This window comes from Microbacterium sp. MEJ108Y, assembly GCF_000834175.1.
GTDB classification, from domain to species: domain Bacteria; phylum Actinomycetota; class Actinomycetes; order Actinomycetales; family Microbacteriaceae; genus Microbacterium; species Microbacterium forte.
In genome coordinates, this window is the sequence record NZ_JXQX01000011.1 from 110,743 (window position 1) to 126,458 (window position 15,716).

Annotated in this window: 22 protein-coding genes; 21 read left to right on the forward strand and 1 reads right to left on the reverse strand. The window is 66.6% G+C overall.

What is annotated here, in order from left to right; all coding sequences use genetic code 11:
- Positions 1 to 2 precede the first annotated feature (2 nt).
- From rplF to rplQ, 15 genes are all read left to right on the forward strand, one after another.
- Complete coding sequence (rplF, locus tag RU09_RS06670; protein ID WP_042538776.1) at positions 3 to 539, forward strand: 50S ribosomal protein L6; 537 nt, start codon at positions 3 to 5, stop codon at positions 537 to 539.
- 2 nt (positions 540 to 541) lie between these two features.
- Positions 542 to 901, forward strand: a complete 360-nt coding sequence (gene rplR / locus RU09_RS06675) for a 50S ribosomal protein L18 (RefSeq protein ID WP_042538778.1) — start codon at positions 542 to 544, stop codon at positions 899 to 901.
- Positions 902 to 921: 20 nt separating this feature from the next.
- Positions 922 to 1,596, forward strand: a complete 675-nt coding sequence (gene rpsE / locus RU09_RS06680; protein ID WP_052492887.1) for a 30S ribosomal protein S5 — start codon at positions 922 to 924, stop codon at positions 1,594 to 1,596.
- Positions 1,596 to 1,781 (forward strand): 50S ribosomal protein L30, encoded by a 186-nt coding sequence (rpmD, locus tag RU09_RS06685; protein WP_042538783.1) that lies wholly within the window; start codon positions 1,596 to 1,598, stop codon positions 1,779 to 1,781. Before rpsE ends, rpmD begins: the two co-directional genes overlap by 1 nt.
- On the forward strand, positions 1,781 to 2,407 hold the full coding sequence (gene rplO, locus RU09_RS06695; RefSeq protein ID WP_079113390.1) for a 50S ribosomal protein L15: 627 nt from the start codon (positions 1,781 to 1,783) through the stop codon (positions 2,405 to 2,407). Before rpmD ends, rplO begins: the two co-directional genes overlap by 1 nt.
- Positions 2,408 to 2,508: 101 nt before the next feature.
- Positions 2,509 to 3,831 (forward strand): preprotein translocase subunit SecY, encoded by a 1,323-nt coding sequence (gene secY / locus RU09_RS06700; RefSeq protein ID WP_042538786.1) that lies wholly within the window; start codon positions 2,509 to 2,511, stop codon positions 3,829 to 3,831.
- The gene (locus RU09_RS06705; protein WP_042538788.1) at positions 3,828 to 4,424 is read left to right on the forward strand and encodes an adenylate kinase; all 597 of its coding nucleotides are present in this window, start codon (positions 3,828 to 3,830) and stop codon (positions 4,422 to 4,424) included. The genes secY and RU09_RS06705 overlap by 4 nt, the downstream gene beginning before the upstream one ends.
- 10 nt (positions 4,425 to 4,434) lie before the next feature.
- A complete protein-coding gene (map, locus tag RU09_RS06710; RefSeq protein ID WP_042538790.1) occupies positions 4,435 to 5,283 on the forward strand; it encodes a type I methionyl aminopeptidase in 849 nt (282 codons plus the stop codon).
- Between the two features lie 157 nt (positions 5,284 to 5,440).
- Positions 5,441 to 6,100, forward strand: coding sequence for a DsbA family protein (locus RU09_RS06715; RefSeq protein WP_042538792.1), 660 nt, complete (start codon positions 5,441 to 5,443; stop codon positions 6,098 to 6,100).
- A 181-nt stretch (positions 6,101 to 6,281) separates the two neighbouring features.
- Entirely contained in the window at positions 6,282 to 6,503 is a 222-nt protein-coding gene (infA, locus tag RU09_RS06720; RefSeq protein WP_017201569.1) for a translation initiation factor IF-1, read from the forward strand.
- A 64-nt stretch (positions 6,504 to 6,567) separates the two neighbouring features.
- Positions 6,568 to 6,684, forward strand: coding sequence for a 50S ribosomal protein L36 (rpmJ, locus tag RU09_RS06725; protein WP_033106073.1), 117 nt, complete (start codon positions 6,568 to 6,570; stop codon positions 6,682 to 6,684).
- A gap of 155 nt (positions 6,685 to 6,839) precedes the next feature.
- Positions 6,840 to 7,214 carry a 30S ribosomal protein S13 gene (gene rpsM, locus RU09_RS06730; RefSeq protein WP_042538794.1) on the forward strand — a complete coding sequence of 125 codons (375 nt, stop codon included), beginning with the start codon at positions 6,840 to 6,842 and terminating at the stop codon, positions 7,212 to 7,214.
- A gap of 32 nt (positions 7,215 to 7,246) precedes the next feature.
- A complete protein-coding gene (gene rpsK, locus RU09_RS06735; protein WP_042538796.1) occupies positions 7,247 to 7,645 on the forward strand; it encodes a 30S ribosomal protein S11 in 399 nt (132 codons plus the stop codon).
- Positions 7,646 to 7,780: 135 nt separating this feature from the next.
- A complete protein-coding gene (locus tag RU09_RS06740; protein WP_042538798.1) occupies positions 7,781 to 8,770 on the forward strand; it encodes a DNA-directed RNA polymerase subunit alpha in 990 nt (329 codons plus the stop codon).
- Between the two features lie 33 nt (positions 8,771 to 8,803).
- Positions 8,804 to 9,349, forward strand: coding sequence for a 50S ribosomal protein L17 (gene rplQ / locus RU09_RS06745; RefSeq protein WP_042538800.1), 546 nt, complete (start codon positions 8,804 to 8,806; stop codon positions 9,347 to 9,349).
- Between the two features lie 72 nt (positions 9,350 to 9,421).
- Here the strand turns inward: rplQ and RU09_RS06750 are convergent, their stop codons facing one another.
- Positions 9,422 to 10,993, reverse strand: coding sequence for an AMP-binding protein (locus tag RU09_RS06750; protein ID WP_042538883.1), 1,572 nt, complete (start codon positions 10,991 to 10,993; stop codon positions 9,422 to 9,424).
- Between the two features lie 163 nt (positions 10,994 to 11,156).
- Here RU09_RS06750 and RU09_RS06755 point away from each other — a divergent pair, with 163 nt between their 5' ends.
- Genes RU09_RS06755 through RU09_RS06780 form a run of 6 tightly spaced genes read left to right on the forward strand, consistent with a single transcriptional unit; the run spans position 11,157 to position 15,715 of the window.
- The gene (locus RU09_RS06755; RefSeq protein ID WP_042538802.1) at positions 11,157 to 11,957 is read left to right on the forward strand and encodes a sulfite exporter TauE/SafE family protein; all 801 of its coding nucleotides are present in this window, start codon (positions 11,157 to 11,159) and stop codon (positions 11,955 to 11,957) included.
- A gap of 60 nt (positions 11,958 to 12,017) precedes the next feature.
- Positions 12,018 to 12,473, forward strand: a complete 456-nt coding sequence (locus RU09_RS06760; protein WP_042538804.1) for an FAS1-like dehydratase domain-containing protein — start codon at positions 12,018 to 12,020, stop codon at positions 12,471 to 12,473.
- The gene (locus RU09_RS06765) at positions 12,473 to 12,871 is read left to right on the forward strand and encodes a MaoC/PaaZ C-terminal domain-containing protein (RefSeq protein ID WP_042538806.1); all 399 of its coding nucleotides are present in this window, start codon (positions 12,473 to 12,475) and stop codon (positions 12,869 to 12,871) included. Before RU09_RS06760 ends, RU09_RS06765 begins: the two co-directional genes overlap by 1 nt.
- On the forward strand, positions 12,871 to 14,016 hold the full coding sequence (locus tag RU09_RS06770; protein WP_442922285.1) for a UDP-N-acetylmuramate dehydrogenase: 1,146 nt from the start codon (positions 12,871 to 12,873) through the stop codon (positions 14,014 to 14,016). The genes RU09_RS06765 and RU09_RS06770 overlap by 1 nt, the downstream gene beginning before the upstream one ends.
- 6 nt (positions 14,017 to 14,022) lie before the next feature.
- Positions 14,023 to 14,634 carry a nicotinamide riboside transporter PnuC gene (pnuC, locus tag RU09_RS06775; RefSeq protein ID WP_042538808.1) on the forward strand — a complete coding sequence of 204 codons (612 nt, stop codon included), beginning with the start codon at positions 14,023 to 14,025 and terminating at the stop codon, positions 14,632 to 14,634.
- A 10-nt stretch (positions 14,635 to 14,644) separates the two neighbouring features.
- Complete coding sequence (locus RU09_RS06780; RefSeq protein WP_042538810.1) at positions 14,645 to 15,715, forward strand: AAA family ATPase; 1,071 nt, start codon at positions 14,645 to 14,647, stop codon at positions 15,713 to 15,715.
- Position 15,716: the final 1 nt, after the last annotated feature.

Here is a 15,716-nt window from a genome sequence, read left to right on the forward strand (position 1 = left end):
AAATGTCGCGTATTGGACGACTTCCCATCGACGTTCCCGCGGGCGTGACCATCTCGGTCGACGGCCGTGAGGTCGCGGTGAAGGGCCCCAAGGGTGAGCTCACCCTGACGGTCGCCAAGCCCATCGAGGTCGCGGTCGAGGAGAACCAGGTTCTCGTCACCCGTCCCGACGACGAGCGCGAGTCCCGGTCGCTTCACGGCCTGACCCGCACGCTCATCAACAACAACATCATCGGCGTGACCCAGGGCTACACCAAGGGTCTCGAGGTCGTCGGAACCGGTTACCGAGTGGCACAGAAGGGCAGCTCGGTCGAGTTTGCCCTCGGCTTCTCGCACCCGGTCCTCATCGACCCGCCCGCCGGTATCACGCTCACGGTCGAGGGCACCAACAAGCTCACGGTCAGTGGTATCGACAAGCAGGCTGTCGGCGAGGCAGCTGCGAACATCCGCAAGATCCGCAAGCCCGAGCCGTACAAGGGCAAGGGTGTGCGCTACGCCGGCGAGATCGTGCGTCGCAAGGCCGGAAAGAGTGGTAAGTAACCATGGCTCTCAAGTCAAAGTCTGACGCCCGCGCGCGTCGTCATGCCCGCCTTCGCAAGAAGGTCGTCGGCACCGAGTCGCGTCCGCGTCTCGTCGTCAACCGCTCGGCTCGCCACGTCTTCGTGCAGCTTGTCGACGACAGCAAGGGTCACACCGTGGCGTCGGCATCGACGCTCGAGACCGACCTGCGCTCGCTCGAGGGTGACAAGACCGCCAAGGCCCGCAAGGTCGGCGAGCTTCTCGCCGAGCGTGCGAAGTCTGCCGGCGTTTCCGAGGCAGTGTTCGACCGTGGCGGCAACCGCTACGCCGGTCGTGTCGCCGCCATCGCCGACGGCGCCCGCGAAGGGGGTCTGGCACTGTGAGTGACAACAAGGAGAACGAAGTGACCGAAGCGGCAGCTGCCACTTCCGAGACTGCCACCGGCACCACGCAGGCAGAGCCGTCTCAGCGCGACAACCGCCGCGGCGGTGGCCGTGGTGACCGCAACCAGGGTGGCCGTGACCGCAACTCCCGCGACCGTGGGGACAACCAGTTCCTCGAGCGCGTGGTCACCATCAACCGCGTCTCGAAGGTCGTGAAGGGTGGTCGTCGCTTCAGCTTCACCGCTCTCGTGGTCGTCGGTGACGGCAACGGTCTGGTGGGCGTCGGCTACGGCAAGGCTCGCGAGGTCCCCCTGGCGATCGCCAAGGGTGTCGAAGAGGCCAAGCGCAACTTCTTCCGCGTGCCGCGCGTCGGCAGCACCATCCCGCACCCCGTGCAGGGTGAGGCTGCAGCAGGCGTCGTCCTGCTTCGTCCGGCCGCTGCCGGTACCGGTGTCATCGCCGGTGGTCCCGTCCGCGCCGTGCTCGAGTGCGCCGGCATCCACGACGTGCTCTCGAAGTCGCTCGGCTCGTCGAACACGATCAACATCGTGCACGCGACGGTGACGGCCCTGAAGATGCTCGAGGAGCCCCGTGCGGTCGCCGCACGTCGTGGCCTCGAGTTCGACCAGGTCGCACCCGCGCGTCTTGTCCGTGCGGAGGCTGACGCCATCGCCGCACAGAAGGTAGGTGCCTGATGGCTGCGCGCCTGAAGGTCACGCAGGTCAAATCCAAGGTGAGCGAGAAGCAGAACCAGCGTGACACGCTGCGCAGCCTCGGTCTGAAGCGCATCGGTGACAGCACCGTTCGCCCCGACGACGCGCAGACGCGCGGTTACGTCAAGACCGTCGCCCACCTCGTCAAGGTTGAGGAGATCGACTAATGGCTGAGAAGAACGAAGCCGTCGAGGCCGAGAAGGCCCCGAAGAAGGCTGCCGCTCCCAAGGCCGCAGCCGAGAAGAAGCCCGCCGCCAAGAAGGCACCTGCAAAGGCGTCTTCGGCAAAGGCCGACGCCGTCAAGAAGCCCGCTGCCAAGAAGGCTGCGCCGAAGAAGGATGCTCCGGCATCCCGCCCCGGCGTGCTGAAGGTGCACCACCTGCGTCCGGTTCCCGGATCCAACACCGCGAAGACCCGTGTCGGTCGCGGTGAGGGCTCCAAGGGCAAGACCGCGGGTCGCGGTACCAAGGGTACGAGGGCTCGCAACACCGTTCGCGTCGGATTCGAGGGTGGGCAGATGCCGCTGCACATGCGCACCCCGAAGCTGCGCGGGTTCAAGAACCCGTTCCGCGTCGAGTACCAGGTCGTGAACCTGGAGAAGCTCGCGGAGCTGTACCCCAAGGGTGGCGACGTCACCATCGGCGACCTGGTCGCCAAGGGTGCCGTTCGCAAGAACGAGAAGGTCAAGGTTCTCGGAAACGGCGACATCGCCGTGAAGCTCACCGTAGCGGTCGACAAGGTCTCGGGTTCTGCCGAGCAGAAGATCGTGGCGGCCGGCGGATCCGTCAAGTAACCACTTCATGAGAGGGGTCGGAGATTCTCCGGCCCCTCTTATGGGTTAGCCTGTTCTTTCAGCCGTCCTTCAGGGATCGGCAACCTTTCAGGAGGACGTCCTTGTTTAGCGCCATCGCGCGGATCTTCCGCACGCCCGACCTGCGTCGGAAGATCGGTTTCACCCTCGCCATCGTCGCCATCTACCGGCTCGGCTCGAATGTGCCTGCTCCGTTCGTGAACTTCCCGAACGTCGAGGAGTGCCTCGCGCTGAACTCCGGGACAGAGGGACTCCTCGGGCTCGTCAACCTGTTCTCGGGTGGCGCGCTCCTCCAGCTCTCGATCTTCGCGCTCGGCGTCATGCCGTACATCACCGCGACGATCATCACGCAGCTCCTCCGCGTCGTGATCCCTCACTTCGAGGCTCTGCACAAGGAGGGCCAGGCCGGCCAGGCCCGCCTGACCCAGTACACGCGGTACCTCACGATCGCGCTGGCGCTGCTGCAGTCGACCACGCTCGTGACCGTGGCCCGCAGCGGTCAGCTCTTCGGCACGACCGACATCGCGGCGTGCCAGAACCTCCTCACCAACGACGTGTGGTGGGCGCAGCTGCTCATGATCATGACCATGACCGCAGGCACCGGACTCATCATGTGGTTCGCCGAGCTCGTCACCGAGCGCGGCATCGGCAACGGCATGTCGCTGCTCATCTTCACCTCGATCGCCGCCACCTTCCCCGGCGCCATGTGGCTCATCTGGGAGAGCAAGGGCTTCGAGGTCTTCCTCCTGGTGCTCCTGGTCGGAATCATCGTGATGGCGCTCGTCGTGTTCGTCGAGCAGTCGCAGCGGCGCATCCCGGTGCAGTACGCCAAGCGCATGGTCGGTCGTCGCACCTACGGCGGCACCAACACCTACATCCCGATCAAGGTCAACATGGCCGGCGTGATCCCTGTGATCTTCGCCTCCTCGCTGCTGTACATCCCTGCGCTCATCGCGCAGTTCAACACTCCGCAGGACGGCTCCGAGCCGGCGGCATGGGTGACCTGGATCAGCGCGAACTTCACGACAGGCAACAGCCCCATCTACATGGCGGTGTACTTCCTGCTGATCATCGGCTTCACGTACTTCTACGTCGCGATCACCTTCAACCCGGTCGAGGTCGCAGACAACATGAAGAAGTACGGCGGGTTCATCCCCGGCATCCGTGCCGGTCGTCCCACCGCCGAGTACCTCGACTACGTGCTCACCCGCATCACGCTTCCCGGGTCGATCTACCTCGGTCTGATCGCGCTGATCCCACTGATCGCTCTCGCCACCGTCGGCGCCAACCAGAACTTCCCGTTCGGCGGCGCGTCGATCCTCATCATCGTGGGTGTCGGTCTCGAGACGGTCAAGCAGATCGACGCCCAGCTGCAGCAGCGTCACTACGAAGGGCTCCTCCGATGACTCGATCAGCTCGTCTTCTCATCGTCGGTCCGCAGGGCTCGGGCAAAGGCACCCAGGGTGTCCGCATCGCCGAGTCGTACGGCATCCCGGTCGTCTCGACCGGAGACATCTTCCGCGCGAACATCAAAGAGGGCACGCCGCTCGGCCAGCAGGTCACGGCTGTCCTCGACAAGGGAGACCTCGTTCCCGACGAGCTGACCAGCGAGATCGTTCGCGATCGCCTGTCGCAGGACGACGCCGCGAACGGCTTCCTCCTCGACGGCTACCCGCGCAACGCCGCCCAGGTGCAGCATCTCGACGCGTTCCTGTCCGCTCGCGGCGAGTCGCTCGACGCGGTCATCCTTCTCGACGTTCCCCGCGAGGAGAGCATCGAGCGGTTGAAGCTCCGTGCGGCCGAGCAGGGCCGTTCGGACGACACCGACGAGGCCATCGCGCACCGCCTGGACATCTACGAGCACGAGACGGCCCCGATCCTCGAGGTCTACGGGCCCCGTGGCATCGTCGACCGGATCGACGGCGTCGGCTCGCTCGACGAGATCACCGAGCGCGTCTTCGCGGCTCTCGTCGCTCGCGGCCTGCGTCTCGCGGCCTGAACACCGCGCGATGTTCCGCAAGTCGATCTACAAGAATGCGGCTCAGCTGCGAGCGATGGTCGAGCCCGGCCTCATCACTGCCGCGGCGCTGGACGCCGTCCGGCCGTTGATCCGACCGGGGGTCACGACCCTCGAGCTCGACGCCGAGGCCAACCGCGTGATCCTCGCCCGTGGTGCCGAGTCGAACTTCCAGCTGGTTCGCGGCTACAAGCACACCACGTGCATCTCGGTCAACGAGGAGGTCGTGCACGGCATCCCCGGCGAGCGGATCCTGCAGGCAGGCGACATCGTGTCGATCGACTGCGGCGCGCAGTTCCAAGGGTGGAACGGCGACAGCGCGATCACGGTGGTCGTTCCCGATGACACGCGTCCCGAGCTCGTCGCGCAGCGACAGGAGCTGTCGCGCGTGACAGAGGGGTCCATGTGGGCCGGTATCGCCGCAATGGCGTCCGCTTCCCACCTGGGTGACATCGGCGCCGCCATCCAGGGTTACATCGAGGCTCAGGGACCGTCAGCCGTCTCGGGGGAGACCTACGGCATCCTGCGCGAGTACGTCGGCCACGGCATCGGTCGCAAGATGCACGAGGCTCCGAGCGTCTTCAACTACCGGACGCCCGATCCCGGTGCAGAGGTCAAGCCCGGTCTGGTGCTGGCCATCGAGCCGATGGTGACCGCCGGCAGTGACGAGACCTTCGTCGAGGACGACGACTGGACGGTCTCGACGGTCGACGGCACCGACGGATCGCACTGGGAGCACAGCGTCGCCCTGCACGAGGACGGCATCTGGGTGCTCACCGCCCCCGACGGGGGAGCGGCAGGCCTCGTGTCCTTCGGCGTGACGCCGACGCCCATCGCCTGACCTCTCTGCGCCCTCAGACGCGGCGCGAACTGTGATCCTGCACGCGATCACAACGTGCGCATAGGTTTCTCCGGGCACAATGGGTGTATGGGTGCGCATGCACCCGAAGACTTCAGGCCGGGTCCGCCACGTCGGGCCTCGACAGAAACGGAAAGCAATGGCAGCCGCGAAGAGCAACACCAACTGGTTCGTGATCGGCGTCTCGGCGGCAGTGGTGGTCGTGCTGGCCGTGCTGGCCTTCGTCGTCGTGTCCCTGAACAACCAGGCCACCGACCCCGGCACCGCCCCGCAGAGCTCCATCGTCAACGAGGAGACCGGGGCCATCTCGTTCGGCTCCGGCGAGGACGAGATCGACACCTACGTCGACTTCATGTGCCCCGTGTGCGGACAGTTCGAGGACGCCTACGGCGAGCAGCTGCAGGCAGCAGCCGCTGATGACAAGATCACGCTCAACATCCACCCCGTGTCGATCCTCAACAGGCTCTCGACGACCGGGGAGTTCTCCTCGCTGTCGGCCGGCTCGATGTACTGCGTCGCCGCAGAGGCTCCCGACGCCACTCTGGACTACTTCAACCTGCTGTTCGCGAACCAGCCCGAGGAGAACTCCGCCGGACTCAGCGCTGAGGAGCTGAGCGCCCTCGCCGAGCAGGCAGGAGCGGGGGCCGCGGCGGACTGCATCGCCGACGGCACCTACAACAAGTTCGCCGACTCCCAGACCAAGGCGCACGAGATCTCGGGAACCCCGACCGTCGAGATCAACGGCACCCGCATCGACAACAGCGAGATCGCCACGGAGTTCGCCAAGATCCTCGGCTGATCCGCGTCAGTCGCACAACGGGAGTTCCGGCATCCTGGCCAGGTTGCCGGAACTCCCGTTGTCGGATAACATAGATCCTTGGTGCCTTGCGCCTTGATTCGGCGTGTCTGAATCGGCAAGAAGCACCGCAATCCCATCACCCACCGCAGATCGACCGGTCTGCAGAAGCGTCAGCGAGGCTATGGCTAAGAAAGACGGTGTCATCGAGATCGAGGGCGTGATCTCCGAGGCTCTGCCCAACGCGATGTTCCGCGTTGAGCTCTCCAACGGACACAAGGTCCTTGCAACGATCTCAGGCAAGATGCGGCAGAACTACATCCGCATCATCCCCGAAGACCGTGTCGTCGTGGAGCTCAGCCCCTACGACCTCACCCGTGGACGAATCGTCTACCGCTACCGCTGATCGGTCGAGAAGTAACACCCCAGGCACTCAGCCTGCCCGGTGAAGACAGCGAATAGGAAACATCATGAAGGTCAACCCCAGCGTCAAGCCCATGTGCGATCACTGCAAGGTGATCCGCCGCCACGGCCGCGTCATGGTCATCTGCAAGAGCAACCCGCGCCACAAGCAGCGCCAGGGCTGAGCGCCCGTCGGCCTGGCCGGCGGACTCTTCGAAGCTGACTCACAACTCAATACACACAACGGCAGGATCAGATCCCACGAGAGTGGGGGACACCTCGGGGCGGAGGCCCGAGCACCGATCCTGCTCCATACCTCCACAACACTCAGGAGAACCGCATGGCACGTCTTGCCGGCGTTGACATCCCGCGCGATAAGCGCGTGGTGATCGCCCTTACCTACATCTACGGCGTGGGCCGTACCCGCTCGGTCGAAATCCTCAAGGCTACGGAGATCGACGAGAGCATCCGCGTGAAGGACCTCAGCGATGACCAGCTGATCGCCCTCCGCGACTACATCGAAGGCACCTACAAGGTGGAGGGTGACCTGCGCCGCGAGGTCGCAGCAGACATCCGCCGCAAGGTCGAGATCGGCTCCTACGAGGGCGTCCGCCACCGTCGTGGCCTCCCGGTCCGTGGTCAGCGCACCAAGACCAACGCCCGTACCCGCAAGGGCCCGAAGCGCACCGTCGCAGGCAAGAAGAAGGCCCGCTAAGCGCGGCCCCCAGGGACTAGGAGAACACTTTCATGGCTGCACCCAAGGCCGCCGCGCGCAAGCCGCGCCGCAAGGAAAAGAAGAACATCGCGCTGGGCCATGCCCACATCAAGTCGACGTTCAACAACACCATCGTTTCGATCACCGACCCGTCCGGCGCTGTCATCAGCTGGGCATCGTCGGGTGGCGTGGGCTTCAAGGGCTCGCGCAAGTCGACCCCCTACGCCGCTGGTCTGGCCGCCGAGTCGGCTGCCCGTCAGGCGCAGGAGCACGGCGTCAAGAAGGTCGACGTCTTCGTCAAGGGACCGGGCTCGGGTCGCGAGACCGCGATCCGTTCGCTGACGGCCGCCGGCCTCGAGGTCGGCTCGATCCAGGACGTCACCCCGCAGGCGCACAACGGTTGCCGCCCGCCGAAGCGCCGCCGCGTCTGATCCGGCTTGTTGAGCCGCTCGGTCCTTCGGGGCCGAGCGGCTCGACGCCCGCCAGCGCGGGCATCGACTCCCAAAACTCAAAACCTCACCCCACCACATGTCATATAGCGGGCATGTGATCGAAAGGAACACAGAGTGCTTATTGCACAGCGTCCCACACTGACCGAGGAAAAGATCGTCGAGAACCGTAGCCGGTTCATCATCGAGCCTCTGGAGCCCGGCTTCGGATACACGATCGGCAATGCGCTTCGTCGCAGCCTGCTGTCGTCGATCCCCGGCGCCGCGGTCACCAGCGTTCGCATCGACGGCGTGCTGCACGAGTTCAGCACCATCCCCGGCGTGAAGGAGGATGTCACCGAGATCATCCTCAACATCAAGCAGCTCGTGGTCTCGTCGGAGCGCGACGAGCCCATCACTGCTTACCTGCGCAAGACCGGTTCGGGCGAAGTGACCGCCGCTGACATCTCGGCTCCGGCCGGTGTCGAGGTCCAGAACCCCGAGCTCGTCATCGCGACGCTCAACGAGACCGCGAAGTTCGAGCTCGAGCTCACGATCGAGCGTGGCCGTGGCTACGTCTCGGCGACGCAGAACCGCAACGAGTACGCCGAGGCCGGTCAGATCCCGATCGACTCGATCTACTCGCCGGTTCTCAAGGTCAGCTACCGCGTCGACGCCACCCGTGCGGGTGAGCGCACCGACTTCGACAAGCTCGTCCTCGACGTCGAGACCAAGTCCGCCATCAGCCCCCGCGACGCTGTCGCGTCGGCTGCGAAGACGCTCACCGAGCTGTTCGGTCTCGCTCGCGAGCTGAACGTCGAGGCTGAGGGCATCGAGATCGGCCCGGCACCGGTGGAGGCAGTGAACTCCAGCGAGCTGTCGATGCCGATCGAGGACCTCGACCTCTCGGTCCGCTCTTACAACTGCCTGAAGCGTGAGGGCATCAACACTGTTTCCGAGCTCGTCGCCCTGTCGGAGACGCAGCTCATGAACATCCGCAATTTCGGCCAGAAGTCGGTCGACGAGGTGCGCGACAAGCTCATCTCGCTCGGTCTGTCGCTCAAGGATTCGGTGCCCGGTTTCGACGGCGCCCACTTCTACGGCGGCAGCGAAGACGAGTCCTTCTGAAACCCGACCTTTCTGACCAGGAGTTAGACGATTATGCCCAAGCCCACTAAGGGTCCCCGCCTCGGAGGCGGCCCCGCACACGAGCGCCTGCTGCTTGCCAACATGGCGGCGCAGCTCTTCATCCACAAGTCGATCAAGACGACCGAGACCAAGGCCAAGCGCCTGCGTCCGCTCGCGGAGCGTCTCATCACGCTCGGCAAGCGCGGCGACCTGAACGCGCGTCGTCGTGCGATGACCGTGCTGCGCTCCAACAAGGACGCCGGACACGTGCTATTCACCGAGATCGCCCCGCTCGTCGCAGACCGTGAGGGTGGCTACACCCGCATCACGAAGGTCGGCAACCGTAAGGGTGACAACGCCCCCATGGCAGTGATCGAGCTCGTTCTCGAGCCCGTCACCCCCAAGGCGAAGTCCACCAAGAAGGCTGCCAAGGCTGAGAAGCCCGCCGAGGTCGTCGAGGAGGCTCCCGCTGAGGAGGCTCCCGTCGAGGAGACCACCGACGCCGGCGCCGAGTCGCAGGCCGAGGGAGAGGCAGCCGAGGCTGCCGCCGAGGACGCTGTCGAGAAGAAGTCCGAGTAAGCACCTCGCTCGTTCCAAGAAGCCCGCCGCCCCGAAAGGGACGGCGGGCTTCTTCGTCTCCGGGCGCGGGGATCAGCGCGTGCGCAGATCCTTGCGCAGGATCTTTCCGGATGCCGATTTCGGAATCGTGTCGATGAACTCGACCTGTCGCACCTTCTCATGGGGTGCGACGTGCGCGGCGACGTGTGCCATCACGGCATCCGCATCGAGTTCCGCTCCCTGCTGCACCACCACGAACGCCTTCGGGACCTCCTGTCCATCGGCGTCCGGCACGCCGATGACAGCCGCATCGGCGATGGACGGATGCTCCAGCAGCACCGCTTCGAGAACCGCCGGCGCGACCTGATAGCCCTTGTACTTGATGAGTTCCTTGAGCCGGTCGACGATGCGGAAGATGCCGTCGTGCGTCACTGTCGCGACGTCGCCGGTGTGCAGCCAGCCGTCGGCATCGAGCATCTCGGCTGTCGCGTCGGGCCTGTTCAGGTAGCCGGCCATCACCTGGGGTCCGCGGATCAGCAATTCCCCCGGCTCGCTGGCGCCCTCGTCCGGCGCATCGACGTCGGTGCCGTCCTCTGCGACGAGCCGCGCCTCGGTGTTCGCGAGCAGCATGCCGACCGACGACCGGTCGATGTCCGGTCGGTCGTAGGGGATCGCATGGGTCACCGGGCTGGTCTCGGTCATGCCGTACCCCTGGCACACCGTGCAGCCGAGGCGATCAGCGACCGCAGACGCGAGGCCGCCGTCGAGGGGAGCGGCCCCGGAGAAGATGACCTTGATCGCCGAGGTGTCGTACTGGTCGACGAGCGGGTGCTTCGCGAGGGCGACGGCGATCGGCGGCGCGATGAAGACCCAGCTGGTCCGGTGCTCCTGGACGACGCGAAGGAAGTCCGTGAGATCGAACCTGGGCATCGTGACCAGGGCCGCGCGCTGACGCAGCGCGAAGTTCAGAAGCACCGTCATGCCGTAGATGTGGAAGAAGGGCAGGACGGCGAGCACGCGGTCGTCGTCGCCGAGAGAGATCGTGGAGCGGCACTGGCTGACATTGGCGATCAGGTTGCGGTGCGTGAGCATGACGCCCTTGGGGCGACCGGTGGTGCCTGAGGAGTAGGGGAGCACCGCGAGATGTGTCTCCGGATCGAAGCTCACCTCGGGTGCAGTGCGCCCCTCGCCGAGCAGGGCGGGCAGCGACGGATGCCCGTCGGCGCCGTCGAGGACGATGACGTGGTCGTCGTCGAGGCCCACAGCCGCGGCTGCCGCCTTCGCCCCGGCAAGCAGCGGTGAGACGGTGATGAGCCATGTCGCCTCGGCATCCGTCAGCTGATTCGCGATCTCATCGGGTGTGTAGAGGGAATTGATCGTGGTGGCCGTCGCTCCTGCGCGCAGGATGCCGTGGAAGACCGTCGCGAAGGCAGGGATGTTGGGGCACAACACGCCCACCTTCGTTCCGACGCCCACTCCACGTGCGGCGAGGGCGCCCGCGAACAGGTCGATCTGTGCGATCAGCTGGCGATAGGTCGTGGTGGCACCGCTGACACCGTCGACGATCGCGATCGCGTCGAGGCGGTCGTCCTCGACATCGCCGAACAGGAAGTCGTGGATCGAGACCGCCGGGATCTCGACATCGGGATAGGAACTGCGCACCATGAGATCTCCTTCGATCCGGGTCATCGACGACGCCGTCTGATGCGATCCAGTGTCGCACAGGAGGAGACCGGGTCCCAGGGGGGATCCTTCGCGCGGCGGTCGGGACGAGGGCCCCCGCAGTGCCGCGCGAATAGGAGAGGTCGCCTGCGAGTAGGCTGATCCGGTGACTGATGCAGAGACCCTGAGCAGAGGGCCTCGCGCCTATACGGCATTCATCGGCATCGGCCTGATCGCGGGCCTCCTCTCCGGCCTCTTCGGCGTCGGCGGCGGCACGGTGATCGTTCCGCTGCTCGTGCTCTTCCTGCACTTCAACCAGCGGCTCGGTGCCGGCACGTCGCTCGCCGCGATCGTCCCGACCGCGACGGTCGGCGTCATCTCGTACGCGATCAACGGATCGGTCGCCTGGATCCCCGCGCTGATCCTCGCCGCCGGCTCCGTCGTCGGCGCGCAGATCGGCACCCGGATGCTGCCGAAGATCTCGCAGACCGTGCTGCGCTGGTTCTTCGTCGGCTTCCTCGTCGTCGTCATCGTCAGCCTGTTCCTGGTCATCCCCTCGCGAGACGCGGAGTTCGAGCTGCAGCTGCTCAACGGGATCGCCCTCGTGCTGGTCGGCGTCGCCACCGGCATCCTGGCAGGGCTCATCGGGGTCGGCGGAGGCGTGATCGTCGTGCCGATCCTGATGCTCGCATTCGGCACCAGCGACCTCGTCGCCAAGGGCACGTCGCTGCTCATGATGATCCCCACCGCGATCTCCGGCACGATCGGCAACCTGCGCAACCGCAACGTCGACCTCGTGGCCGCGGCGCTCGTCGGAGTGTCAGCGTGCACCACCACCGCGCTCGGCGCGTGGTTGGCCACGCTGATCGACCCGCAGGTCGGCAACATGCTGTTCGCGGCATACCTCGTGGTCATCGCCGTGCAGATGGCCATGAAGGCGATCAAGGGACGCAAGAAGAAGGACTGAGCAGCTTTTGAACCGGCCTTCGGTCACCGAGCTCCACGACCGAGAACGTAGGATCGAGGGGTGGCAGTGAACCAAGATCTTCTCGGCCGGGAGTTCCCGCCGACGTCCCCCTATCTCGTCGGTCGCGAGAAGGTGCGCGAGTTCGCGCGCGCGGTCTTCGCCGACGCTCCGCCGCACACCGACGTCGAGGCTGCGCGTGCGGCCGGCTTCGCCGATGTCGTGGCGCCGCCGACCTTCGCGATGGTCATTCAGGATCTCACGCTGCAGCAGTTGCTCGCCGAGCCGGACTCGGGCATCGTGCTGGCGCGCACGATCCACGCCGAGCAGAAGTTCGCCTACTCGCGCCCGATCGTGGCGGGCGACGAGCTCACCGGCCGGCTGCGCGTGACCGCCATCCGCATGATGGGTGGCAACGCCATGATCACCAGCGCGGCAGAGATCACGGATGCCGCCGGCGAGCACGTCGTCACCGCCACCAGCGTGCTGCTGGTCGGCGCCGAAGAAGGAGCAGAGTGATGCCGTTCGCTGTCGGAGACGTCGTCGCAGAGCGCACGGTGCACATCACCCGCGAGTCGCTGGTGCGCTACGCGGGAGCATCGGGCGACTTCAACCCGATCCATTACCGTGACGACATCGCCGCCGAGGTGGGTCTGCCCGGCGTCCTCGCGCACGGCATGCTCACGATGGGCATCGCCTCGTCGGTGGTCGTCGCGGCCCTCGAACCGGGCACCCGCATCCTCGACTACGGCGTGCGATTCACCAAGCCGGTCGTGGTCGACCCTGCAGACGGAGCCGACCTTCACGTCGTCGCCACCGTCGGCGCCGTCGATGAGGAATCGACGCGCATCGACCTCAAGGTCACGTTCGGCGAGACGACGGTCCTCGTCAAGGCGCAGCTGCGCGTCGCCTCCTGATGGGCGACGGCGTGGTGCGCGAGGTCGAGCCGCTCAAGCTGGCCACTCTGACGACCCTCCGAACGGGCGGGGCCCCCGAGCGGATGCTCGAGGCGTCGACCACCGCCGAGCTGGTCGACGCGCTCACCGACGTGTGGTCACGCGGCGACGAGTGGTTCGTCCTCGGCGGCGGCTCCAACCTGTTCATCGGTGACGAACCGTTCGAGGGAACCGTCATCCGGATCCTCACCCGCGGCATCGAGGAGCTCCCGTCGCCGCATGCCGGACGCATCCGCCTTCGTGTGCAGGCGGGGCACGGCTGGGACGATCTCGTCGCCTACGCCGTCGAGCGCGGGTATGCCGGACTCGAGGCGATGAGCGGCATCCCGGGCACCGTCGGTGCCTCGCCGGTGCAGAACATCGGTGCGTACGGTCAGGAGATCCAAGAGACCCTGGTCGAGGTCGAGCTCATCGACGAGGCGACGGGCGAGGTGTCGGTCGTCCCGGCATCCGAGCTCGGGCTCGGGTTCCGAACCTCCGTGCTCAAGCATCACTACGGCGGTGTGCCGCAGCGCCGTGCCGTCATCCTGTCGGTCACGGTCGATCTTCTCGTCGCCGAGGAGCGCGTCGTCCGCGGCGAGCAGCTGCGCAGGGCGCTGGGGCTCGACTCCGACGCCCCTGTGCCGCTCACGTGGGTGCGGGAGCGGATCCTCGCCACGCGCGCGTCGAAGGGGATGCTGCTCGACGAGAACGACCCCGATACGCACGGCGTCGGCTCGTTCTTCCAGAATGCGATCGTGCCCGAGGTCGTCGCCCGCGCCCTTCCGCCCGAGTGCCCGCGGTGGCCGGTGACCCCTGACCTCGACACCGTCACGGTGATCCCCCTCGCCTCGTACGACGGCTATGTGCCCGCCGCGAAGCCCGAGGCGCCCGACGTGAAGGTGAGTGCCGCCTGGCTGATCGAGCAGGCCGGAATCCGCAAGGGGTTCAAGCTGCCGAGGTCACGGGCATCCGTCTCTACCAAGCACGCCCTCGCCCTCACCAACCGCGGCGGCGCGACGGCCGCCGAGGTCTCAGAGCTCGCCCGCTTCATCCAGAGCCGCGTCCATGCGGAGTTCGGGCTCGTGCTGCAGCCGGAGCCCGTGCTTCTCGGCGTCGAACTGTAGCGGCCCGTGTTCGAGTGGCTCCAGGCCGAGTGGCCTCAGGTTCTCGGCTTCGTCACGGGCGCGGTCTGCGTGTGGCTCGCCGGCCGCCGTAACGTCTGGAACTACCCGATCGGCATCGCCAACAACGTGGTGCTGTTCGTCGTCTTCATCGGCGCGGGGCTGTACGCGACATCGGCCCTCCAGGTCGTCTACCTGCTGATGGGTCTGCATGGGTGGTGGCGATGGACGCGCGGTGCGGAGCAGAGCCGCACGTATGTCGTCAACACGCCGCGTCGGGCATGGCCATGGCTGGCTCTCGCCGCGGTGGCGGGCACCGCCGTGCTGGTGTGGGTGCTCACGACGTTCACCGACTCGCAGGTCGCGATCGCCGATGCGGCGACCACTGCGGCGAGTCTCGTGGCGCAGTACATGCTGAACCGCAAGTGGATCGAAAACTGGTTCGTGTGGATCTGCGTCGACATCGCCTTCGTCGGCCTCTCGATCGCCGCGGGTCTCTGGGTCATCGCGGCGCTGTACGTGCTCTTCATCGCCCTGTGCGTGATCGGCTACCGCTCGTGGCGTCAGGCGGCCGTCGCCGACCGCGAGACCCCTGCGGTCGCGCCGTCCGCCCGAGCGTGAGGTGAGGCGCATGAGCGGACACGGTCTCGTCCTCGGCAAGTTCTATCCCTTTCACAGCGGGCATTCGCACCTGATCCGTCGGGCGCAGCGCGACAGCGACCGGGTCACCGTGCAGGTGCTGGGCGCGTCGGTGGAGTCGATCCCGCTGGAGGTGCGCGCGAGCTGGATCCGCGAGTCGCACCCCGGCGCGCGCGTCGTCGCGGCAATGGACGACGCCCCGGTCGACTTCGAGTCGCAGGCAGCGTGGGACGAGCACATGGCGCTGATCGCCTCGCTGCTCGACGGCCCGGTCGACACGGTCTTCTCGTGCGACTCGTATGGCGGCGAACTGGCCAGGCGCCTCGACGCGCGCTGGGTGCAGATCGACGAGGGGCGCCGGATCAATCCCGTCTCCGGCACGGCGATCCGTGCCGACGTCGCCGGCAACTGGCATGAGCTCGCCCCGGCCGTGCGCGCGTGGCTGACCGCGCGCGTGGTGGTGCTGGGCGCGGAATCCACCGGCTCGACGACTCTCGCCGAAGCGCTCGCCGATCGGCTGGGCACGCTCTGGGTGCCGGAGTACGGCCGCGAGCACTCCGTCATCCGCGAGGGCGGGCTGACCGCGCCGTGGCGCAGCGATGAGTTCGACCTCATCGTCGACCGGCAGATCGCCCTCGAGCAGCAGGCGCTCAGGCAGGTGCCGATGCCGGTGCTCGTGTGCGACACCGATGTGCTCGCGACGGCACTGTGGCATGAGCGCTACGTCGGCGCGGTGGCGCCGCGCCTGCATGAGGCGGCAGCCGCGCACCCGCCGCTCCTCTACGTGCTCACCGGCGACGAGATCCCCTTCGAGCAGGACGGCCTGCGCGACGGCGAGCACATCCGTCACGACATGCAACAGCGCTTCCGCGACGTGCTCGCCGCGCAGGACGTGCCATGGCTCGAGGTGCATGGCGATGTCTCGAGACGGGTCGACGCCGCGGCATCCGCGCTCGCACCGCTCCTCGCCGAGCACCTGAGCTTCGCCCTTCCGCTCGAAGCTCGGCCCCTCGACGAGCAGCGGGCGCTCCAGCAGAACGCCCGATCGACATCGTTAGGATGAT